The organism is bacterium (assembly GCA_021158245.1).
Lineage (GTDB): Bacteria > Zhuqueibacterota > QNDG01 > QNDG01 > QNDG01 > QNDG01.
In genome coordinates, this window is record JAGGVB010000058.1 from 1 (window position 1) to 22994 (window position 22994).

The 22994-nt window shown below is 37.0% G+C and carries 14 protein-coding genes; 9 read left to right on the top strand and 5 right to left on the bottom strand.

Annotated elements, in window-relative coordinates; all coding sequences use genetic code 11:
- The 3 genes from J7K93_03070 to J7K93_03080 all read left to right on the top strand — a co-directional run.
- On the top strand, window positions 1-2300 hold a 2300-nt coding region (locus J7K93_03070), incomplete at its 5' end, for a carboxypeptidase regulatory-like domain-containing protein (protein ID MCD6115973.1).
- Window positions 2301-2358: 58 nt separating this feature from the next.
- Complete coding sequence (locus J7K93_03075) at window positions 2359-5970, top strand: PAS domain S-box protein (GenBank protein MCD6115974.1); 3612 nt, start codon at window positions 2359-2361, stop codon at window positions 5968-5970.
- A gap of 103 nt (window positions 5971-6073) precedes the next feature.
- The gene (locus J7K93_03080) at window positions 6074-8068 is read left to right on the top strand and encodes a methyl-accepting chemotaxis protein (GenBank protein MCD6115975.1); all 1995 of its coding nucleotides are present in this window, start codon (window positions 6074-6076) and stop codon (window positions 8066-8068) included.
- A gap of 93 nt (window positions 8069-8161) precedes the next feature.
- Here J7K93_03080 and J7K93_03085 read toward each other — a convergent pair whose 3' ends face one another.
- Window positions 8162-8917: a hypothetical protein gene (locus tag J7K93_03085; protein MCD6115976.1), complete on the bottom strand. Its 756-nt coding sequence runs from the start codon at window positions 8915-8917 to the stop codon at window positions 8162-8164.
- Between the two features lie 267 nt (window positions 8918-9184).
- Here J7K93_03085 and J7K93_03090 point away from each other — a divergent pair, with 267 nt between their 5' ends.
- Window positions 9185-9826, top strand: a complete 642-nt coding sequence (locus J7K93_03090) for a T9SS type A sorting domain-containing protein (protein MCD6115977.1) — start codon at window positions 9185-9187, stop codon at window positions 9824-9826.
- Window positions 9827-9946: 120 nt separating this feature from the next.
- Here the strand turns inward: J7K93_03090 and J7K93_03095 are convergent, their stop codons facing one another.
- Window positions 9947-11602: a peptidase gene (locus J7K93_03095; protein ID MCD6115978.1), complete on the bottom strand. Its 1656-nt coding sequence runs from the start codon at window positions 11600-11602 to the stop codon at window positions 9947-9949.
- 296 nt (window positions 11603-11898) lie between these two features.
- On the opposite strand from J7K93_03095, the gene J7K93_03100 reads away from it, so the two are divergent.
- A complete protein-coding gene (locus J7K93_03100; GenBank protein MCD6115979.1) occupies window positions 11899-12321 on the top strand; it encodes an Hsp20/alpha crystallin family protein in 423 nt (140 codons plus the stop codon).
- Window positions 12322-12371: 50 nt separating this feature from the next.
- Here J7K93_03100 and J7K93_03105 read toward each other — a convergent pair whose 3' ends face one another.
- A complete protein-coding gene (locus J7K93_03105; protein ID MCD6115980.1) occupies window positions 12372-13025 on the bottom strand; it encodes a YggS family pyridoxal phosphate-dependent enzyme in 654 nt (217 codons plus the stop codon).
- A 268-nt stretch (window positions 13026-13293) separates the two neighbouring features.
- Here J7K93_03105 and J7K93_03110 point away from each other — a divergent pair, with 268 nt between their 5' ends.
- Together J7K93_03110 and J7K93_03115 are read left to right on the top strand one after the other, a co-directional pair.
- On the top strand, window positions 13294-13644 hold the full coding sequence (locus tag J7K93_03110; protein ID MCD6115981.1) for a carboxymuconolactone decarboxylase family protein: 351 nt from the start codon (window positions 13294-13296) through the stop codon (window positions 13642-13644).
- Window positions 13645-13680: 36 nt separating this feature from the next.
- A complete protein-coding gene (locus tag J7K93_03115) occupies window positions 13681-14922 on the top strand; it encodes a ribonuclease H-like domain-containing protein (GenBank protein MCD6115982.1) in 1242 nt (413 codons plus the stop codon).
- Between the two features lie 191 nt (window positions 14923-15113).
- Here the strand turns inward: J7K93_03115 and J7K93_03120 are convergent, their stop codons facing one another.
- The gene (locus tag J7K93_03120; GenBank protein ID MCD6115983.1) at window positions 15114-17144 is read right to left on the bottom strand and encodes a response regulator; all 2031 of its coding nucleotides are present in this window, start codon (window positions 17142-17144) and stop codon (window positions 15114-15116) included.
- A 298-nt stretch (window positions 17145-17442) separates the two neighbouring features.
- Between J7K93_03120 and J7K93_03125 the strand changes: the two genes are divergently transcribed.
- Together J7K93_03125 and J7K93_03130 are read left to right on the top strand one after the other, a co-directional pair.
- Entirely contained in the window at window positions 17443-21114 is a 3672-nt protein-coding gene (locus J7K93_03125) for a PAS domain S-box protein (protein MCD6115984.1), read from the top strand.
- Window positions 21111-21479: a response regulator gene (locus J7K93_03130; protein MCD6115985.1), complete on the top strand. Its 369-nt coding sequence runs from the start codon at window positions 21111-21113 to the stop codon at window positions 21477-21479. The genes J7K93_03125 and J7K93_03130 overlap by 4 nt, the downstream gene beginning before the upstream one ends.
- A gap of 109 nt (window positions 21480-21588) precedes the next feature.
- On the opposite strand, the gene J7K93_03135 is transcribed toward J7K93_03130, so the two are convergent.
- Window positions 21589-22902: a hypothetical protein gene (locus J7K93_03135; protein MCD6115986.1), complete on the bottom strand. Its 1314-nt coding sequence runs from the start codon at window positions 22900-22902 to the stop codon at window positions 21589-21591.
- Window positions 22903-22994 lie beyond the last annotated feature (92 nt).

Here is a 22994-nt window from a genome sequence, read left to right on the forward strand (position 1 = left end):
ATTTAGAAGCAAAAATTAATTTTTCTGTAGGGATAAATAAAAATTATCCGTGTAAGGTCGTTCCTTCTTCAATTATGCTTAATTCAGGCCAGTCTGTCAAGGTACGTGTAAGTGTAAAAACGGACAGCACGATTGAATCAAATTTTGCCCAAAGAGTTATGTTTACTGCATATTTTGCATTGGATGTAAATGACAGAGAAGTAAATATAAAGACCGTAGAAATTGTACCTACCGGAGTTAATAAAAAGAGCGGATATCATATGTTCCCTGTTAAGGTGGGAGTATCACATGGAATGCAGAGAAATTCCAAAGAAAATTCCGTTACTCAGATTACTGTCTCAGGAGAAGGCGTTATCAATGACGGCTCTGACAAGTATTTTAAATTCGGTTTAAAAGGCCCTGATGCGTACGGGAGGTCAATATTTTTTGAACATGAAGAGTACTTTGCCCTTTTCAGGACAAACAGATTTAATATTCATATAGGAGATAAAAGTTTTACTCTTTCCCCCTTACTTGAGCATTTCAGATACGGCCGAGGAGTAGAGGCTGGTATAAAGGAAGGTAAATTTACTGCGGGCGGATATGCTTTTAAAACAAGATGGCTCAAACCGAATGAAACTCAAAAAGCATTGTACTTGAATTATATCCCTGCAAAAGGAGCGGAAATAGGCTTGAATTTGTTGAATAAAAAAGGAAGAGCGAGACACGGGACATTATTCAGCATTCATACACGTATTACCAAATTTGCAGGAACGAATATTGATGCAGAAATTGCATCAGGTGAGAAGAAGGCTGCATATCAGATACATTTGACTGGTAAAACTCCTGCTGTTTTCTACTCATTAAATCTTATTGCTGCTGATAAGGATTTTCCGGGATATTACACAGATACTCGTTTCTTTACAGCAGCTTTAACCTGCAAATTAAGAAAAGATTTACAGTTAATGGCCAATTATAGACAAGAACATCAGAATTTTGAGATAGATACAACAGAGTATTCCGCGCCTTTCTCAAAATATGGTAAAATAGGTGTTGCTTACAGGCCGGGGAAAAAAGTTCAGCTTTTTGGAGACATGGTATTTAAAAGCAGAAAAGACAGAATGCCGATATCTTTATTTGATTATAGAGAAATCAGCGGACGTTTCAGCGGAAGGTACAAGATCGGGCCGGTAAGTTTTACAGGATCAATAGAAACAGGGAAAACATATAACAAGCTTCTTGATTCTCTTCTTGTAATGTATAGGTACATGGCAAGTATCTATCTTGCTCCGGGAGACAATTTTTCAGCAAGGAGTTATTTATATGTGAATATTAATAACCGCTATTCAATGAAACAGGAGCAGAGGGTGACATTCGGTTTGAATTTGAGATACAAGGTTGCAGGCAGAACATCTTTGATTCTCAATTATCAGAACAATTATTCAAGAGAAGAGTACTTCCGAAACCGAGACCTTTTTGAAGCGAGCCTTAACCACACAATGTCGAACGGGCATGTTTTTTCAGCAAAAGCAAGATATTCTCTTGTACGGAACACTTTTAACATGCGTGAAACATCTCTACTTTTTTCTTATATGATTCCCGTATCCATACCAGTCGGGAAAAAACATGGCCTTGGAGTTGTAAAAGGGAAAATATACAATGCAGAAGACGGAGTGCCTTTTAAAGGAGTTATTGTCAGAATGGCTAATGTTGTAACTGTAACGAACAAAAATGGAGAATTTGCTTTCCCCCCGACAGTACCCGGTGAGTATCTTTTAAACATTGATAAATCAAATCTTGGTATGAATACAATTGGAGTGCAGAAAATGCCTCTAAAATTATCTTTATTAGGAGGAGAGGAAAAGCAAATTGTATTGGGAATTACAAAAGCAGCTACACTTTCGGGCCGTATACTTCTTTTTACTACTACTCCGGATAATTCAGTTAAAAAGAGAAGAGAGATTGACCAGGGAGTAGATGCTACAAAAATGGAGGCCGGAATAGGGCCGAAACTTTATCCTTCCGGAGGGGTGCCCGAAGTTATTGTAGAACTGAAAAAAGATAATGAAGTAAAACGCTGGTTTTCTGACAAGGACGGGTATTTTTATTTTGATAATTTACGCCCGGGAAATTGGGAGCTTAAAATTTTCAGTACCAATATCCCTGATAATTTCAAACTGGAAAAAAGTAATTTTGAAATTAATCTTAAGCCCCTCGAAAAGAAGGAGATATCAGTCCGTGTTATTCCCAGGAAGAGAAAAATTAAAATCCTTCAACAGGGTGGTGTGCTGATAGAAGAAGATAAAAATGGTGATAAATGAGATGTTTTAAAATCTTAACCCTAAGTACCCAAATGAAAGATGGGATTTGAGGTGGAAAATGAACGGAGTAATTTTGCAGCGCCAGAATTTTATTAAACACAACATGCATTTTTTGTTAGCAGGGCTTGGATTCGGACTATTCTACTGGATTATGGAGTCAGTCAGGGATGTTATAATATTTGGGAATGAAAACATTTTTCATCGTATTTTTATGCCGGACCCAATTGGATTTTGGACAAGAGCGCTTGTAGTATTTATAATTATATTGTTTGGTGCAAGGCTTTACAAGGTTAAAGAAAAACAAACAATGATTAATGCAGTCGCAGGGCTTAAAAATATGCCGCGTAAAGTTATAGGCGCAGGAGTCGGCAGTATAATTATTTACTGGGTAATTGAGTCTTTCCGTGATGCTTTTGTATTTCACAAAGCAACATTTATCCATGCTCTTATTTTCCCGTCACCAATGGATTTCTGGATGAGAAGCCTTGTAATTCTGATTCTTATTTTGTTTGCTGTGTATGCACATCTGCTTTTAAAAAGTGAAGCGGAGTCATCAAATGGCATAAAAGCTGAGAATGATGAGATGGCGCAGCTTATTGAGAAAAAAACGGCTCATCTTATAATAGCTAATAAAAAACTATCCTACGAGATAAAAGAGCGGGAAGAAGCAGAAAAAGAAGTACGAACCATAAACAGATTTTTAAGAATGCTGAGCAAGGGTAATAAATCCCTTGTTCAGGCAGAAGATGAGTTCAATCTTGTAAATGCTGTTTGCAATATTATTATTGATATTGGCGGTTATCAAGCAGTATGGGCGGGATATGTAAATGATGGATCCATAAGAGTGATTTCTCAGGCCGGCAGAATTAATATGGGAAATGCAAATGAGAATAGAATACTTGAGGAGTTTGTCTACAATCCTGCACGTGAGGCTATCCAGCGCCAAAAACCGGTCTTTTTGTATGGCAGGGATATTGAATTCCAAGAGTTTTGCGAATATTGCGGTGTAGAGATGTCAGTGCAGTCTCTGATTTCAATCCCTCTTTCATGCGGTGGTATGAACATCGGAGTTCTTACGATTTTTACAAACAGAAAAGATGCCTTTTCCGGCCATGAGTTAAGTATAATTCAAGAGATGTCAGATGATCTCGCTTTTGGAATATCAATACTTCGGAAAAAGGAAGAACACGCACTTGTTGAACGAAACCTGCATGAAAATGAGAAAAAGTACAGAACACTTACAGAAAATATCCACGCAGGAATTTTTCGTACTTCCGGAGATTTGGAAGAAAGGTTCATAGAAATTAATAACTCTTATGTTAAAATTTTTGGGTATTCAGGAAAAGAAGAGCTTTTTGCTTTGTCTGCATCGAAGTTGTATATTAATGAAGCAGAACATAGCAGACTGCGCTCTAAATTGTCACAATACGGTGAAGTGACAAATGAGGAAGTTCAATTGCGCAGAAAAGACGGCGCTGTTATCTGGGCTTCTGTAACAGCAACAGCAGTTATGGATAATCAGGGAAATATTACCTACATAGATGGAGTTTTAGAGGATATTACAGAGAAAAAACTGGCAGCATCACAACTGCAGAGAAGTGAAGAAAAATACAGGCTGATAGTTGAAAATACAGGAGAAGGAATCGTTCATGTTGATCTTAATGAGAATTTCACTTACGCAAATGCAGCATGTGAGAAAATTTTTGGTGTTCCTCCTCATTCTCTTATCGGGATGAATATGAGCGACTTTGTTGATGAAGATACATTCAGAGTTATAAGAAGTCAGACAATGTCACGCAGGGAAGGTAAAATAGGTGATTATGAGATTGAAATTATCAGGCCATCCGGTGAAATAAGGAATGTTCTTATAACTGCAACTCCTCAACATGGAGAAGATGGCAGGATTGTTGCAGGTTTTGGTATTATAAGAGATATTACTGATAGAAAGCGTGTTGAGGTGGAACTTGTAAGAGTAAATCGTGCATTAAAAACCCTGAGTGCAGGAAATATGGCATTGGTAAGAGCATCCGGAGAAAAAGATCTATTGAATAATGTCAGTAATATTCTTGTTGAAGTCGGCGGGTATCAACAAACCTGGACAGGTTTTCTTTCTGTTAAAGACGGCGAAGAATGTTTTGACAATTTTGTCGTTACAGGCAAGACAAAAGATTTTATTAGCAGTGATTGCCTCTCGTTGAAGGATTTACAAAAAGATAGAAATCCTGTTACCAGAGCGTATAATGATAAAAAGGCCGTTGTCGTAAAGTATGATAATATAGAAATGCCGGAGAGGGATTACTACCGTCAGGCCTTAAAACTGGGCTTTAAAGTTTCTATTCACCTTCCATTATTTGATAAAGATAAGGTCATAGGCATATTAAATATATACTCTGACGAACTTAATGCTTTTGACAATGAAGAAGTGAAACTGCTGGAAGAGATGGCGAGTGACCTTGCATTCGGAATTACTGTTCAGAGAAACAAGATTAAGCATGAGAAAATGACAGAGGAAAAAGATAAAATTCATGCTCAGCTTATTCAAGCGCAGAAAATGGAAGCAATAGGTATTCTTGCCGGAGGGATTGCCCATGATTTCAATAATATGCTTACGGCAATTCAGGTTAGTACTGAAGTTACATTAATGGAGATAGATGAGAATAGTACATTGTATGAAGATTTAAGTGAAATACACAAGTTAACTGACAAAGCTGCTGATTTTATTAGACAGCTTATGCTGTTCAGCAGGAAGCATCCTATGGAGATGAAAACAATAGATATTAATAATTCTATTACGAATCTGAATAAAATGCTGCACAGAATTATAGGAGAAGATATTGATGTTAGAACTAATCTACAGGATGATTTGTGGGCAGTTAAAGCAGATTTAGGAACTATGGAGCAAGTTGTAATGAATCTTTCTGTTAATGCGAGAGATGCTATGCCTAATGGCGGAGTACTTGATATTAAGACAGAAAATGTTACATTGGAAGAGAGCGACATAAAAGATATTCCTGAAGCACGCGCCGGGTCCTTTGTATGCCTTAGTGTTTCCGATACAGGTATGGGTATGGATAAAGAGACAATGCAGCATATTTTTGAGCCCTTTTTCAGTACAAAGGGTGTCGGTAAAGGTACAGGGCTTGGGTTATCTGTTGTTTATGGGATTATGAAACAGCATAACGGGTGGATTAATGTAGACAGCGTACCTGGAGAAGGGACATGTTTTAAAGTGTATCTGCCTTCAACCGAGCAGGCAGCAGAAGCTGATGTTAAAAAGAAGATCTCAATTAATGAATTTAACGGCCGTGGAAAGAAAATTCTCCTTGTGGAGGATGAAGAGAAAGTTAGAGAATCCACTTGTTACGGTTTAAACAGGAGCGGATACAGAGTTTTCAGTGCCGGCTCAGCACAGGAAGCAAAGGAAGTATTTATAAAGGAACAGGGAGATTTTAATCTGATTCTGAGTGATGTTGTACTTCCTGATAAAAGCGGGCTTGAGCTTGTCAGTGAATTTTTATCACTTAATCCTGATCTGAAAATATTGATAAGCAGCGGATATACTGATCAAAAAGTAAGATGGCCGGAAATAAGTGAAAAAGGGTATCGTTTTCTTGAAAAGCCCTATGCTCTGAGAGAATTACTTCGGGTTGTTGAAGAAATTGCAGCCTGACCAATAAGATTTTTATATGCATCTTAAAGAATAAATTGGGCAGGCAGAGAAAAAATGTTGATATAATTATTAATCAATTTAAACTAAAGGAAGGGTCACAATAATGTTTCAGAATTTAAAGCTCCGGGATAAAATGCTGATATTAATCCTTGGGATTAATGTGATTATGTTCCTTATTATTTTTGGCGTTTACTATGGATTCCTTAAAGAATTGGTAGTTAAGGAAACGCAAAAACAAGCCGTAGAAAAGGTAGAGGGAGTAAAATCAAATCTTGAGGCATATCTGAATGAAAAAGCTAAAATTGCATGGACATTCTGCCTTGACGATGAGATAAGAACATGGCTTAAGAGAAATAAAATCAAAAGAGTAAAGAGTGCCATGGATCCTGAATACGGAAAAATTATCAGCCAATTGAAAAGATACGTAAAAGAAGACGGCGAAATAAAAAGTGCATTTATTGCCAGTGAAAAATCTCAATGGTACTATGAAAGTGCAGAACGGCCTATTGTAGATGATAATTACAGAGTGGGGAAACGTCCATGGTATCAGAGAGCTGTAAAAATAGGGCATTTATGTTTTGACATAGATGTTGACGCTGTTGATTTCTCTATTGCAGCCAATGTACGTGTCCCGATTTATGATGATAATAAAAAGCTGCTTGGTGTGGGAGGTGTTGATTTAAGCCTCCAGCATTTTACAGGAGTAATGAAGCGGCTTGGAAATGTTTTCAAGACAGGCGAAGTATATTTGATAGGTAATGACGGGACATTTTACTATCATCCTGATAAGGAGTATGTGTTAAAAAAGAAGATAACGGATTTTAAAGATGATGGCAGGGATTATAAAGGGATAGCAGCAGTTAGTAAGAAGATAAAGAACCAGGAGAATGGAATATCAGAAGTGGTTTTTAACGGAGAACATAGATACTTTATGTACACACCGGTTAAAAGCGTAGGCTGGAGCCTTGTATTAAGTGTATCAGAAGGAGAAATAAACAGCCCTCTTGTACGTTTAACACGTATATCTTTATTTATAATAATAGTTACACTTATATTCCTGATAGTTGCGGTGCTGTTTATAACAGGTACAATTTCCAAACCTGTAAATCACCTTGTAAGTATGCTGAAAGAGATAGCAGAAGGAGACGGAGATTTAACACGCCGCCTTGAAATAGGGACAAAGGATGAGATGGGTGAACTTGCGCGATGGTTTAATGTATTTATTGAGAGAGTTCATTCCATAGTATCGCAGGTAAGAGACAATGCAGAAGGCGTAGACAGAGCTACCCGGGAGATAAGCACAACATCGTCAGAGCTTTCAACAGGTATAGAAGAGCAGACGAGTCAATTAAGTGAAGTGGCAGTAAGCATGCAGCAGATGACAAGCGGGATAGTTCAAAATTCCCGGGGCACGGATGAAGTAGCTAAGCGTGCGGAAGAGGCCAACAGTGTTGCAGGACAGGGTTTGATTTCTATTCAGGATACACGTGAAGGCATGAACAAAATATCGACAACAGCAGATAAAGCAGCGGAGATAATACGAAAGCTGTCAGAGCGTGTAAATGAGATAGGGGAAGTAGTTTGGGTAATAAGTGATATAGCAGCACAGACCAAAGTATTGGCGTTAAATGCTTCAATAGAAGCAGCAGCAGCAACAGACAATAAAGGCGGAGAAGGATTCGGAGTAGTTGCAGAGGAGATCAGAAGCCTTGTTAAACAGACAACAGAGGCGACAGAAAACATTGGTGAAACCATTTCTGCGATAAGGCAGTATACAGAGTCAGCGCTGCTTTCCATGAAGGATGTCAGGGGTGTTGTTGAAAAGGGCCTTGAGATATCAAGCAGAACCGAGGAAATTTTTGAGGATATCTCTAAAGCGGTTTCAGCAAGCCTTACTGAGATAAAGCAGATAGCAGTAGTATCAAAAGAGCAGAGCAGCGGAGCGGAGACAGTGTCTCACAGCATATCGTCTGTAAGTTCAGTTGCCAAACAATCGGCACGGGGAGTTGAGATGTTATCTGAAGCAGCTGATAAATTGAACAAGCAAACAGAAGAACTCCGTAATATCGTTAATCAATTCAAACTGGAAGAGAAGTAAAAGAATAAAAATTAGATTTTAAATGTATCTGTCAAAATAAAGCCGGGGTGAGAAAAGTGCGATAATCCCCGGCTTGTTTTTATTTATTTTACATTATTTTATTTTTTTTGATTCAGGCACAGATAGCCACGCCATTGGCCATCGCCATTGTCTGCCGTCAGATGTTTCAACAACAATTCGTTTTGAATTTGACCTGACAGATTTTACTACAAGGACTTTTTCCCCTGTATATCTTTTCTTCGGATCTATAACGATTTTAACAGAATCACCTGCTTTTAAATGCCTGAATTTCCTTAAGGGATCGAACAGCGTTTGTATTCTTTTTTTCCTATCCCTCTTGTTCAGAGGCAGTTTCCGGCCTGAGATTAGAAATCCTGATTTGACGAGGTGTTTCAATGCCCATTTGTTTGCAGATTGCTCACCTTCTCCTTCATGCAGTGACAGGTGATATCTTCTATAATGATGAAGTTCATGAGCGAAGATAAAAGCCGCTTTATCGTATACAGAATTAAATGACAGTTTCCATCCGTATCTATCTGTTTCTGTTCTGGGAAATCTCCCTTGATGCCCTATACAAATTCTAATAAAACTGTATTTATCAGGCAGATCTTCCGGTATAGGCCAGTTTTTGGTAAATTTCCATTTACCCCGGGCTGTTGTAAAGTTATCTGGAGTAAAACATTTTATATATGCAGAGCCAAATGATGAATTATTCGTGCTTTTAAGATATAACGCAACAACGAGATTCGTGCTTTCTGTAGATTGAGAAATTTTTTCGAGTCTGTTTTTAAGATACCGGATATCTATTTTATTATTTTTTGCATTATCGTTAAATATGTAAAGATGCATTTTTCACTCATAGATGTTTTACTTTTTTTATATGGCCTTAAATCAGATATCAATATACAAAAAGTTGATGATCTAATCAATCGGGAAAAAGCAGCCTCTTATTTCCGGCAATATTTGCCGGAAAATGCAATTTAAATCTTGAATTACAGATAGTTCCTGTCGGGTTATCTTCTTGATTATTAAATATATAAGCCCCTCTGCATTTTTATGGCATATTGCTTGCCTTTTCAAGTGTAAGAGGGATAGAATTTTAAGAGGATAAAAGACATGAAGAACCCATTGAAAGCCGGAATGATTAAAATTTTTACAGGTTTTCTGGTTTTGTTTATATTTTACGGTTTTGCTTTTTCAGTAACTCTTAATTGGGGCAGTGTAACTGAGCCTGATGTCCAGGGATATTTAATTTATTATGGCACTGAACAGGGGAATTACACAGACGTTATAGATGTGGGTGATGTGTCCGAATATGATGTTATAGACATTGAAGAAGGGAAAACTTACTATTTTGCAGTAGCTTCGTATGATTCATGGGGGAATGTAAGTGAGCTTTCACCTGAGATAAAGTGGATTAGCGGCCAGGCATCAAAACCTACAGGAATAGATGAAGACGGAAAAATACAACCGGAGAATTTTGCATTAAGTCAGAATTTTCCAAACCCGTTTAATCCGATGACAACTATAAGCTACACTTTAAAAAGGCCCGGAGAAGTACGGTTGACAGTTTATAATATTTACGGCCAAACAGTAAAAACTCTTGTTAATGAGTATTCGCAGAGCGCCGGAGAGAAAAGAGAAGTGGTGTGGAACGGTAAAGATGAAAACGGAAATAGTGTTACAAGCGGCGTTTATCTTTATAGCTTGATTGTTAACGGGGAGATTGAGACAAAAAGAATGATATTTAACAAATAGTATCATATGACCATAGGACCATAGGAGAGCTATTTGTAAACGCCCGAGAGAGGCAGAAGGTAAAAGAGAGGCCCTCATGATGCAGATGCAGCAGAGGGCCTTTTATTTTTTAATTATATCTTACAGTTCTTTTTCAATTGGATACACAGGTTTTATATCAACAGGAATATCGGAAAGTTTATCAAGTGCTGTCTGTACTTCAGGCCGGATTATCCCATATTTTTTAATCAACTCTTTTGCACTTTTATAATCTCCTGCAGCTTCAATCATTAATACCTTATGAGCAAGATCCTTGACTGCTTTTTTGATTTTTCTCTCATTTATTGTAAAACTTCCGTCTTTATTGACTTTGTATGCCCCTGCATCAAGATATGAGTTTATCTGTATTGCAACACCGCCTCCGTGGGCTTCACTTATTCCAAAACGTATGGAACGGAACATACCGCCAAGATTTGTAGCATAAAGAGAATGTTCAAGAGATTTTGGAAACACACCCTGATCAATCAGGTATTGGCAATTATACATACCAAGTACATCCGCTTTGCACTCTTCAATAGTAGAATAAGCATCTTTAAGGGCTTTATTAACAGTTGTTTTTGTATTCCCGATTTTGATATTGCCGGGACCAAGGCCATGGCTTACTTCATGCATGAGTATATGATTAAAATATGCATCAAAAGAAACTTTTTTCAAAACTTTTTTATCAAGCACTCTTTTTGCAATCGGTATAAAAATTCTATCATATTTCGCATGCATTACGTTTTTAAGTAAAACTTTTTTAGACCCTTTGGCTTTTCTGACTTTTTCATCATTCGGAAGATTGAACGCAAGAGTTTGTACTCCGGCTTTGGCATCACCTGCAGTGAATATTTCATTGGCCACTTTAATTGGAGATGAAGAACCGCGGTCAAAGTTTTTATATTTGTCTTTAATCGGAAGGTTGTTTTCCATTTTATTCAGATAACTGCCTATTGTTTGAAGCTTGCTGCTCTCTTCCTTATCAACAATGCAGACAAATGATTCAAAAGAAGCCTTGTATCCGAAAAGATTATCTTCGTAGACCTCGTAGGGCCCGATTACAATTTCAATGTCACTGTTCAGATCCATCCAGTCCATATCACTTTGGAAGTAATCATTGGAAAGAAATGCATCTGCTCGGGAAATAAGGAATGTTCGCAGCGAAGAATTCAAAGTCAGATCTGCGGCCTGTTTCAGATATTTTGCGGCGTTATTCAGTTCTTTTTGAAAGAATTCCGAATAGGGGATAGCTGATAGTTTATCTTCCTTTCTGCGGATTACAGTAAAACTGCTTTCAAAAGCTTCTTTAACTTCAGGATGAGTTTTAATCCAATCAGTGAATTCCTGCTTTGTCATGTCAATGGGATAAAAATTGGCGCCGTCAGGTTTTTTATTACTATTAATAAAAGGTTTGTTATGATCAAGCCTGTTCCATGGGCCGAACATTATATTGAAAAGTGCAAGATACTCTTTATCTTCAGGGCTATAGGATTTTATGAGCTCATGCTGAATATCAATATTGCATTTATATACCTGTTTTAAAAATATATTATCAAGCGTTTCCGATGCTTTCACGAGAAGTTTTACAACTTGTGTCTCTTCTGCAGGCAGGTATGAGAGGTCAGCCGTCAAATTCACCGGAGTAAATTTGTTGAGCTGATCTTTTACGTATGTTATATCAGCTTTTTTGTTAATTATGTTTTCTCCGCACCCTGCAAGCAGAAATATACTAATAAACAGAGCTGTAAATGATGACATTCCGATACGCATGCTGTTCTCCTTAATTTAACTGTTTTTAAAACTGGTTGAGTATAAAAATATAAAGATTTATTGTGAATAACGCAAATTAAAAGTTTTATGAATAAAATCCGTCAAAATGGCACATACTAAGCAATTTAAATATACATTATGCCATTATGGCACACATTGCAGTCTAAGGATGATGGTGCTGTAAGATTAGTAGAATCAATATGATATGATTAATTTTATCAAGTGGCATGCAAGTTGCTTATTAACAAGGCAGAGACTGAAAGAAAAATTAAAGGAGGTTAGCCATGACACTAGTAAAATACAATCCGTTGAGAAACATTGTAAACAGCAATTTTGATGTTGATCGATTCTTTGACGATTTCTGGTTTGGGGATAGTGATACTGTGTGGAGTCCTACTATTGATATTGCTGAAAATGAGAAATCTTATGAAATTAAAGCAGATGTTCCGGGTATGAAGAAAAAAGATATCAGTATTAGTTTTAAAGACAATATACTTACTATCTCCGGAGAAAAAAGGGAGGAAAAGGAGGATACCGGTAAGAATTTCTTCAAGAAAGAGAGAGTTTACGGGAAATTCCAGAGATCTTTCCGAATTCCTCAGGATGTTGATCCTGAAAAGATTAAAGCAAAATATGAAGACGGTGTATTGACAGTTGAAGTTCCGAAAGCGGAAATCTCCAAACCAAAAGAAATTGCTATTAATTAAGTTTTTTCAAAAGTCAGAAGCCCCGTTCTTGAAAACAGGATGGGGCTTTTTTATCCCCTTGGCCCGAATATTTTTGTCCCGATTCGAACAATATTTGCACCTTCTTCCACTGCCACTCTGTATGTCCCGGTCATTCCCATAGAAAGGTACTTCATTTCAATATGTGGAATTTCGGCATTGGTAAATTTTTTAAAAAGACGTGAGGTCTCTTTAAAATATGGCCTTGCTCGCTCCTCTTCATCGGTAAATGGCCCCATTGTCATTAAACCCAATATCTTAATATTTTTCAGCGCTTTCAGGCTTACAATAAAAGATTCAGCCTCTTCAGGAAGAATCCCGAATTTTTGAGGTTCCCTGCCGCTGTTAATCTCAATCAGTACAGGCATAACTTTGTTTATTGCAAGTGCTCTCTTGTCAATCTCTTTTGCAAGGCCTATGGAATCAAGAGTTTCTATCATGTCAAATATTTTAACTGCTTTTTTAACCTTGTTTTTTTGCAGATGGCCGATAAAATGCAGGGGCACTCTTCCCTGAATTACAGAAACTGCAGCCTCAGCTTCCTGAATATAATTTTCCCCGATTATTTTAACTCCGGCTTTTATTGCCTGGTCAATTTCTTCTTCGGTTCTTGTTTTTGCTGCTGCCTCAAGCAGAACCCCCCGGGGGAGCTCATTAATAATATTTTTAACATTTTCGGTAATCATTGCCTATTCCTATTATTATTTTCTACATTTAATTTGGTAAAATAACAAAGATAAATTAACTCTTATAACCCACTTTGTCAAGATGAAACCTTGATTTAATTATCTGTTCAGGTTATATTGAAAAAATAGTTAATTCTCTATCTGACTGACACATGTCCATTAATTATTTTTGGTGAGTATATCGTGAATGAATAATTTATATTGATGATAACGGGGAGAATATACAGATTGGATTTCCTGTTGTATAAAGAAACAGATAGGAGGATTTATGGGTGATGAATTGAAAGAGTTCAGAGAGTACAGAGAGAAGATGAATGATAAAATATTGAGTGCGGGGAATCTTGATATAAGACGGTTCTTTGCTATTGACACATCTGTTTATAGAGATGGCGCGTTGGATGCCAAGACAAAGGAACTTCTCGGCCTTGTTGCATCCACAGTTATGAGATGCAACGACTGCATTCTCTATCATCTTATACGATGTATAGAAGAGAATGCGGAGGATGAGGAGATACATGAGACTCTTTCAATTGCCCTCATTGTAGGAGGCTCAATCACTATTCCTCATTTACGATATGCTTTTGATATGCTGGACAAACTCAGACAGGAAGAAAAGTAGTGAAGCGATGAAATAGATTGGATAAGTTGCATTTTTATGGATATAAGAGAGAAATTAAATTTCTTAGATAGTAATACAGGGATTAAGAAACCTGCAGGTACCAAACCGGCGTACTGTAACCGGGACCTTTCCATTCCGGGAAATATCAGTGAAAATGAATTTGGAGCTTTTTTCAAGTCAGTTTCAGAAGTTCCAATAAATTCTGATTACGGAATAGTTAAACTTGATTTATTCCGGAATTTATCAATCGGAATTTTAAATCAAATAGTAACCGGAACGGATATATTTCATGATTTTAATGTGGAAAAATTTATTTTTCTGGATACTGAAACAACCGGCCTTGCAGGAGGTGCAGGCACAGTACCGTTTTTAACAGGTATGGGTTATTATGATGATGATAGTTTTAAAGTTGAGCAATTTTTAATGCGTGATTTTTCTGAAGAAAAGGCTGTGCTTCACGCTCTTAAAGAGGCAATTGGTGATCGAAGTGCACTTATTACATATAATGGCAAGTGCTATGATATGAATATACTTGCATCACGTTTTACGATTTCAGGAATGGATAATCCTTTTACATCATTAAATCATCTTGACCTGCTTTTTCCGGTACGCAGAGTGTGGAGAAAACGAATTGGAAGCTGCAGCCTGGCGAATGTAGAGGAAAAGATTCTATATTTCAGCAGGGGGGAAGATATACACGGATCTCTCATTCCGGGAGTTTACTTTGACTTTATACGTACAGGTAATGACAAAGAACTCTCAAAAGTTTTACGGCATAATGTACTGGATATTATTTCTCTTGCTGCTGCTGTGTCTCTGCTTGGAAAAATTTATGCCGGCTCGGCAGCAGAACTTGAACATTGGCAGGATCTTATCAGTATTGGCAAAATATATTATAATACAGGGAATTACAAAAAGGCTGTAGAGTGTTTTAAGCAGTCTGCAAGAAGGGCAGATAAAACCGAGGATATTGTTGAATCTTTAATTCCTCTCGGCGCACTTTACAAGAGAACAGGAAGATGGGAAGAGGCGGAAAATATATGGCTTTACATTATTAAAAAATTGCCGAAGAATATTGAAATATACGAAGAGCTTGCAAAGTATTATGAGCACAGGAAAAGAGAAATTTCAAAAGCGATAGATATTGTTTTAAAAGCTCTTGAGATCCTGAATTTGCAGGCAGAGTTAAACCCGCAGCCTCTTTACAATTTGAAGCAAAAGGATTTTATTTACAGATTGTCGAGATTGAGGAGAAAAGAGAAATTTAGTAAAAAGTAAAAAGATCTTGCAGAGATGCACGGCCGTGCAATGCTCTTGGGGCTGCATCAAAAGTCATAGCCCTGTCATTGCGATTCCGGCTTGCCGGAAGAAACAATCTCTTTAATTCGTGCTTAATTCCTGAGATTGCTATGTCGTTTCGCTCCTCGTAAAGACTTCAAATTGACTTTTGATACAGTCCCAAGTATGTATTATTGGTCCATATTTCCGATTTTTTGCCGTACATTAGTGAGAAGGTTGAATATCTCGTACGGTTTCTGAATAAATAGATACCCCTTGTCAAGAATTTCGCTTTTAAGCCTTGCTGCATCAGTGTAGCCGCTGCCGAGTATTATATTTATACCAGGGAATTCTGATGATACCATGTGAGCAAGTTCAATTCCTGATTTACCGGGGAGAATAACATCTGTTAAAAGCAGAGCAAAATCTCCACCCTGATGAATCAGGATATCTTCTGCATCTTCTGCATGAATTGCAGAAACAACCTGATATCCGCTTCTGCGAAGCGCGCGCACTGTTGTCATACGCACACTCTCATCGTCTTCAACAACCAGTATTTTCTCACCGTGCCCGCTTACATCCTTAATTTCAATAGTCTCGTCTTTCTCGTATGAAACTTCTCTGGTCCCTGCAGGAATAAATATCTTAAAAGTCGTTCCTGATCCCACTTCACTGTAAACATTTATCCAACCCCTGTGCTGCTGAACTATTCCGTACGCAACGGAAAGCCCCAGTCCTGTGCCGTTTTTAGCTTCTTTTGTAGTAAAAAACGGTTCAAATATATTCTCCCTGACATCATCAGGGATTCCAGTACCTGTGTCAGATACAGTAATACAGACAAATTTTCCGGGATGTGATTCAGGTATTACTACAGCAGTATCCTGTGTAATTACAATATTTTCTGTTGATATAAAAAGCCTGCCGCCCATGTGCATTGCATCCTTTGCATTTACAGCAAGATTCATGATTACCTGTTCAAGAGTGCTGCGGTCCCCCTCTATAGTCCATAGGTCAGGCTCGAGTTCGGAATGTATTGAAATATTTTCAGTAAGGAGCCTTGTAATGATTTTGATTAATCCTGAAATTGTATCGTTAATCTGAATAGTTTTAAATCCCATGATGCGCCGTTTGCTGAATAGAAGAAGCTGATTTGTCAATTCCGCTGCACGTCCGGAAGCATGTATTATATCCTTAAGGTCAGCCTGAAGAGAATCCGTGTTGGCTTTGGCTTCATTAATGTCCATAATTGCAAGTTCTGCCGTTCCCTGTATCGCTGTTATAAGATTGTTAAAATCGTGAGCTATTCCACCGGCAAGATTTCCAATAGCTTCCATTTTTTGAGCTTTAAGGAGCTGTGAATGTATCTCTTCCTTCTGGTTTTCCGCTTCGATTTTATCTGTTATATCGGTCCATATAATTATAATTAACCAGCATGAGTTGTCGCTTATTATCGGGGATATGGTTGCTTCGTATAAGCGTTTTTTGGGCCCTGTATCTGAAATACCGTTTTCGTAAACAATTTGGGGGATAAAAATAGTCCTGTTATTTTTAGCTTTGATTATACTTTCTATGATATTAATTTTTTTGTAGAATGGTATGTCGGAAATGTGTACAATTCTATTTTCGCAGATGGAGGCAATTGTCGGGAATGTCTGTTTAAATGCATTATTTATCTGAAGAATTATGCCGTCAGGGCTGGTAAGCTGCACAGGAAAAACCATCTGGTCAATTATCTGGAACACGTGTTTTTTGTCTGCCTCAATTTCTTTTTTTTCAGCTTCGAGTGAATTAATTGATGATTGTGCAATCAGAGCGAGGAGCATAATCATGAAAATACCGAGAAGCCTCATCCATAGATAGAGAGCCGGGGGGTGAAAGATGGATGCAGTAATATTTAAATTGCTGTTCAAAAGCGTATCGCGAAATCCGGCAAGAAGCCAGTAAATAGTGCTTAAACCTATTCCAGGAGAAATTACATTTCTTTTCTTGTTTTTTAATTTATTTTTTTCGTTATGTATGGAATCAATTGCTGCACCTCCAAGAATAATGATGCATATTACGAGAAGCTTCATCCAGAATGCTATAGGTTCGGGTTTGAACAGGCGTTCATAAAGAGTTCCATTGCCAATTATCAACGCGTCCCGGATAGATTCCAGAAACCAGTAAATCAGGCTGAATGCAAATGAATTTAAAAGCCATTTATGTGATCGATAAATATTCATCTCAATTCCAAGGTTATTTGTAATGGATATTGATAATTTTCAGATAATGTCAATATTGTTTATATACAAAGACCATGCCAGTTTAAATGGCTTTTAATTGTAGCTCTAACTTCTGTATAAACAGGAGATTGTGAAATAATTGCCGTAATTATTAGTAAAGGATAAAAATTTCATAATGGAATATTTGTTGTGACTCCATTAATTTTTGCTGGCATTCTTATTGCAGTTAAATTTACATTAGATAACGGCTGAATAAAAAAATTGATTTTTACTACAAAAAATAGTTATTTTACACGTTATGGATAATAAAAATAAAAAAGCAGAAGATGAATTGATGGATAATGAGGAGAGGTTCCGAAGTATTTATGAGAATTCAACGATTGGTATTTACCGCACCACACCTGACGGCAGGGTTTTAATGGCAAATCCGGAGCTTGTGAGAATGCTGAGGTATGACTCGTTTGAGGAGCTTGCAAAAAGGGATCTTGAAAAAGAAGGTTATGAGGAGTATAAAAGATCAGAATTTAAATCCTTACTTGAAAAAAATGGTGAAATAAAGGGACTGGAATCAAAATGGTACAGAAAGGACGGCTCATTTTTATTTGTAAGGGAAAGCGCCAGAGTTGTACGTGATGAAAAGGGCAGAGTAGTTTACTATGACGGAGTTGTGGAAGATATTACTGATCGAAAAATTGCAGAAGCGAAGGAGAAAAAGCAGAAGAAAAGCCTGGAAATTTTATCAGATGTTGCCATGATGTTTGTTGAATTATCGTTTGATAGGAATATCTATGAATTTATAGCAGAGCAGCTTCAATCTTTTATTATGGGGAAGTCATACGTAGTTGTTAATTCTATTGATTCGTTGCAGGGCATACTGACGAATCGGGCTATTGCAGGATTGGGACAAGGGTATAAAAAAGTTGCTCAATTACTTGGAAGGGATTTGAAGAAGCTGTATTTCAAGGCTGATGAAAAGGAGCTTAGTTATTTAAATGACGGCAGGCTTCACGAAAGCGGCAGGACACTTTATGATATCTTTTTTAAAACAGTTCCTTTGAAAGTCTGTTCTGTATTGGAAAAGCTTTTTAACGTCGGTAAAATCTATACAATTGGCCTTGTAAAAGAGGGAAAATTATTCGGCACGGTACTAATATTCATGCAGAAGGATCAGAAACTTAATGTGGATAAAAGTATAATCGAAACTTTTGTAAAACAGTCAGCAATAGCAGTTCAGAGAAGAAATGCAGAAGAACGTATAAGACATCTTAACCTTATTCTCGGTTCTATCAGGAATGTTAATCAGCTGATAACAAGTGAAAAAGATAAAAAAGAGCTCCTCAGTAAAGCTTGTAGTATTTTAACTGAAACCAGGGGGTATTCCAGTGTATGGATAGCTTTGTTGGACAAAAATAATAAAATTGAATATGCAGCAGAATCGAATATTGGAAAAAAATTTAAAGAAGTGCTTAAAAAGTTGAATTCCGGGTCAATGATAGAGTGCTGCAGAAGGGCAATGAGAACGGATGGGCTTGTTTTTATAAAAAATACTCATAAAGAATGTAAGGGCTGTCCCTTGCTTGGAACAAATCCGACAGAGAAGGCTTTTACAATAAGGCTTGGATATGAAGATAAAGTTTATGGATTGTTTTCAGTTTCACTCCCCGAAAATTTATCAATAGATGTTGAGGAGCAGCAGCTTTTTGAAGAGCTTGCGGGAGATTTATCCTTTGCTTTGTACAGAATTGAACTGGAAGAAGAGAATAGAAAAGCTGTAGAAAAGTTACGGTTAAGTGAAGACCGGCTGTCAAAAATAATGAAGGTCGCAAATGACGGCACATGGGACTGGAATTTAATAACAAACGAAGTTTACTTTGATCCAAGATACTATGAAATGGCAGGTTATAAGCCCGGTGATTTTCCCCATCATCTGCAGGAATTTCAGAAAAAAGTACATCCTGCTGATCTTGATTATGTTATGGAACAGGCTGAAAAGTATCTCAGCGGTGAAATAGACAGATATTCTGTGGAATTTCGTTTTAAGACAAAGAGTGGCACTTGGATATGGATTCTGGGACGGGGTATTATTGTTAAACGGGATGAAAATGGCCAACCTCTGCAGTTCATCGGAACTCACAGCGATATTACTGAGAGAAAACGAATTGAGCAGGAACTTAAACTATCAGAAGAGAAGTTCAGAAAACGAATTGAGCAGGAACTTAAACTATCAGAAGAGAAGTTCAGAATACTGTTTGAATTTGCCCCTGACGCCTACTACATTCACGATATGAAGGGAAACCTGATTGACGGGAATAAAGCAGCAGAAAATCTCATTGGATATACGAAAGAAGAATTGATAGGTAAAAATATTTTTAATCTTAATCTTTTACCAAAGAGTCAGATTCCCAAAGTTGCTGCAATGCTTGCAGAAAATGTTTCTGGCAAAAGAGTTATAAACAGAGAGATAACCCTGAAGAGAAAAGACGGAATAAAAGTGAATGTTGAAATCAGCGGTTTTTCAATTACTCTGCAAGGTAAAAAATTTGTTTTCGGTAATGCCCATGATATAACAGACCGCAAGAAAGCAGAAGTCATATTAAAACAGAGCGAAACAAGATACAGAACTATTTTCGAATCTTCCAGTGATGCTCTGTTTACAATGAAAGGAGAAATTTTTTCAGATTGTAATGAATCTACATTGAAAATGTTCAGGTGTAAAAGAGAAGACATAGTTGGAAATACACCATACAGATTTTCTCCAAAATATCAGACTGACGGGAGAAAGTCCAAAGATGCGGCACTTGAATACATTAATGCAGCACTGGATGGTAAACCCCAGTTTTTTGAGTGGAATCACTGCCAATTAGACGGTACGGTATTTCCTGCTGAAGTGAGTCTTAACAGATTTGAGATTGACGGAGAAACCTACCTTCTTGCAAGAGTTAAAGATATTACTGACAGAAAAAAATCTGAGGAAGAGCTTAAAAAGTGGGCAAATATTTTTGAATTTGCAGGATGGGGAATAGTTATAGGCGGCATTGATGAAGCAAAAAGTATAGAATTAATGAATCCTGCATTTGCCGCGATGCATGGTTATACAGTTAAAGAGTTAGAGGGTAAACCGATTACTGCTGTTTTCCCGCAGGATGAAATGGACAAGGTTATTAAAAATATAAATATTGCTCAGGAAAAGGGACATCACATATTTGAGGCTGATCATATCCGAAGAGACGGTACCCGTTTCCCATCTTTAATTGATGTTACTGCTGTAAAGGATGAAAAAGGAAAAGTTCTGTACAGAATTGTAAATGTCAATGATATTACAGAAAAAAAGAAGGTGGAAAATGCTCTTAAAAATTCCCTAAAAGAAAAGGATGTGCTTATAAGAGAAATCCATCACAGAGTTAAAAATAATCTGCAGATAATACACAGCCTCATCAGCCTGCAGCAGAGGGGATTAAAAGATGAAGAAGCGATTGAAAATTTCAATGAAACAAAGGCGCGTGTATTAGTTATGGCGAGAGTTCATGAAATGCTGTACGGATCAGACAACCTTTCGGAAATTAATTTTAAGAAATATCTTGAAAGTATGGCAGTAGAATTACTTTCAGGAAGCGATATCAGAAATAAAGTAAACCTGAAATATGATATTATGGATATTTATTTACATATAGAAACTGCTATCCCGTGCGGATTAATTGTAAATGAACTGATTACAAATTCATTAAAGTATGCATTTAAAGATATGTCCAAAGGTATAATTTATTTGTCATTTAAAAAAGATAAAAATAACATGGCAAAATTAATTGTAAAGGATAATGGTTCCGGCCTTACTAAAGATATTGATTTTGAGAATCCGGATTCCTTTGGGTTAAAACTTGTAAATATTTTAACAGAACAGCTTGATGGTGAACTCCGGATTTCATCTGGAAATGGAACAAAATTTATTATTACTTTCCCACTGGATAAATGATGAGCTTATACAAAATACTTATAGTAGAAGATGAACTGATTTTTGCCCATGAAATGGAATTATGGCTGGCTGAAAATGGATATGAAGTTTCAGGTATAGTTTCAAGAGGCGACAAAGCAGTTAATTCGGCAATTTCTTTACATCCGGACCTTGTTTTAATGGATATCCAGTTAAAAGGCAAGATAGATGGAATTAGTGCTGCAATACAGATTAAAGAAAAAGAGGATATTCCCATAATTTTTCTTACAGGTAATCCTGATCTGGAGAATTCGGAAATAAAAGCATTGATTCAGCCTGCTGCTGTTATTATAAAACCCGTCTCACAATGGAAACTTTTGGATACTTTAAATTCAGTGTTAAAATAAAAACACCGAATTTGACTGAGAACCTTCTTTAACAGGCTGTTTACTGAGATCCCTGCAATAACACCAAACAGATTTTTGCTGCAGCTCTATTTGATGAATTCCGGAAATATCAATTCCCGAAACGCGGGTTTACAACATTATTGTAGATAGAGCCGAATGTAAACCGGATTCCCAAACTTACGGAATAGTTGTACTGTGTAGAAAGCTGCTTTCTCTGCAGAAGTATCTCCTCTTCAGTTGCTTCTTCTTTTGCAAGAGATACCTGATCGTGAATAATTGAAGCACGGCCGTGAACCATCAATTCGAATCCTTCAAAAACTCTGAAACTTAAATAACCGGACAGACGGAACATGTTTTTATCAAAGTCGTGAAGATAATGAGATCCTGTAAGGGTTGTGTGTACGGATCCCCATTTTTCCCTAAGCTCAAATATTGCATCAAGACGCTGGCTAAAAAGCACTTCTTCTTTTTTATCGTAAATTGTCTCTTCAAGATATTTGTTGTTATGATATCCGATTCTGTACATTAATCTGAACTGCTTTCTTGTTGATTCGCTGTAGGGAAAAATATCATACTCTATTGCCGGAGCAAAATAACCGAACAGATCTGCATTGGAGTATGTTGATGAGTTTATAGAAGAAGTAAAACCGGCAGACCAGTGTTCCCCAAAACTCTTAACCACTGTGGATCTCATCATGTAAGATTTGGATACGCTTGTGTATTGGCCGTCTGAAAGGTCATATTTTTCATTGTCATATTCAGCTTTTGCAAATGCGCTGATTTTTAATTCATTTGTAACTCTGTCCACAGTCAAGGAACCATCAATATTATTACTGGTAGTTGATTCCTGCCCCCTTAATCTCGAAGAAAGATTTATGCCAAAAACCCAATGATCCCACTTATCGTTTGAAATGGTTGTGGTTCCCGAATTGTGCAAAGGCATTTTAATTTTGAGCATATTCCCTGCAGGAGTCCGAGCAACGTACCTTACAAGACCGAGTTTTATTGCCTGAACCAGGCCTTCTCTAATTGTCTCTTCAGTGTCTGTTTTTTTAGAGATGTATTTTAAAGTGTCATTCATAGAAGCAAAATTACTCTGGCCCATAAATGTCACAGTGAATTCTGTGCCATTACTGCCTGTTCTTTGTGTTGTTACCATTACAAAAACCTGTGCCTGCTTTCTGTCTCTTACATAGTTTACAAAAGGAATTTCCGTTTTAATATATTCAGCATGTTTTTTATATCTATATGAAATGTCCAGAAATATTTTTACGGCATTGTCTTTCCATGATTCTTTTTGTGAAGGTTCAGCTGTAGTTGCTGAAATAATTTTTGATACAGAAGAGAATAATAATATAAAGATCATCAGTACAATGATGTGTGATTGATTCCGCCCATGTGCAAACTCTTTTTGTGCTTTCATTCTTTTCCATTCTCTGTTACTATTTAAAGTTACATTAATTTGTGTAGTTAGTTTTATACGCAGCTCTTAAACCGATGTTCCAAAATATTGTC

Coding starts and splice junctions, on each gene's coding strand:
- J7K93_03130 (MCD6115985.1), top strand. CDS start 21,111: ATGATGAGCTTATACAAAATACTTATAGTAGAAGATGAACTGATTTTT.
- J7K93_03090 (MCD6115977.1), top strand. CDS start 9,185: ATGAAGAACCCATTGAAAGCCGGAATGATTAAAATTTTTACAGGTTTT.
- J7K93_03115 (MCD6115982.1), top strand. CDS start 13,681: ATGGATATAAGAGAGAAATTAAATTTCTTAGATAGTAATACAGGGATT.
- J7K93_03135 (MCD6115986.1), bottom strand. CDS start 22,902: ATGAAAGCACAAAAAGAGTTTGCACATGGGCGGAATCAATCACACATC.
- J7K93_03080 (MCD6115975.1), top strand. CDS start 6,074: ATGTTTCAGAATTTAAAGCTCCGGGATAAAATGCTGATATTAATCCTT.
- J7K93_03085 (MCD6115976.1), bottom strand. CDS start 8,917: ATGCATCTTTACATATTTAACGATAATGCAAAAAATAATAAAATAGAT.
- J7K93_03120 (MCD6115983.1), bottom strand. CDS start 17,144: ATGAATATTTATCGATCACATAAATGGCTTTTAAATTCATTTGCATTC.
- J7K93_03125 (MCD6115984.1), top strand. CDS start 17,443: ATGGATAATAAAAATAAAAAAGCAGAAGATGAATTGATGGATAATGAG.
- J7K93_03110 (MCD6115981.1), top strand. CDS start 13,294: ATGGGTGATGAATTGAAAGAGTTCAGAGAGTACAGAGAGAAGATGAAT.
- J7K93_03100 (MCD6115979.1), top strand. CDS start 11,899: ATGACACTAGTAAAATACAATCCGTTGAGAAACATTGTAAACAGCAAT.
- J7K93_03075 (MCD6115974.1), top strand. CDS start 2,359: ATGAACGGAGTAATTTTGCAGCGCCAGAATTTTATTAAACACAACATG.
- J7K93_03095 (MCD6115978.1), bottom strand. CDS start 11,602: ATGTCATCATTTACAGCTCTGTTTATTAGTATATTTCTGCTTGCAGGG.
- J7K93_03105 (MCD6115980.1), bottom strand. CDS start 13,025: ATGATTACCGAAAATGTTAAAAATATTATTAATGAGCTCCCCCGGGGG.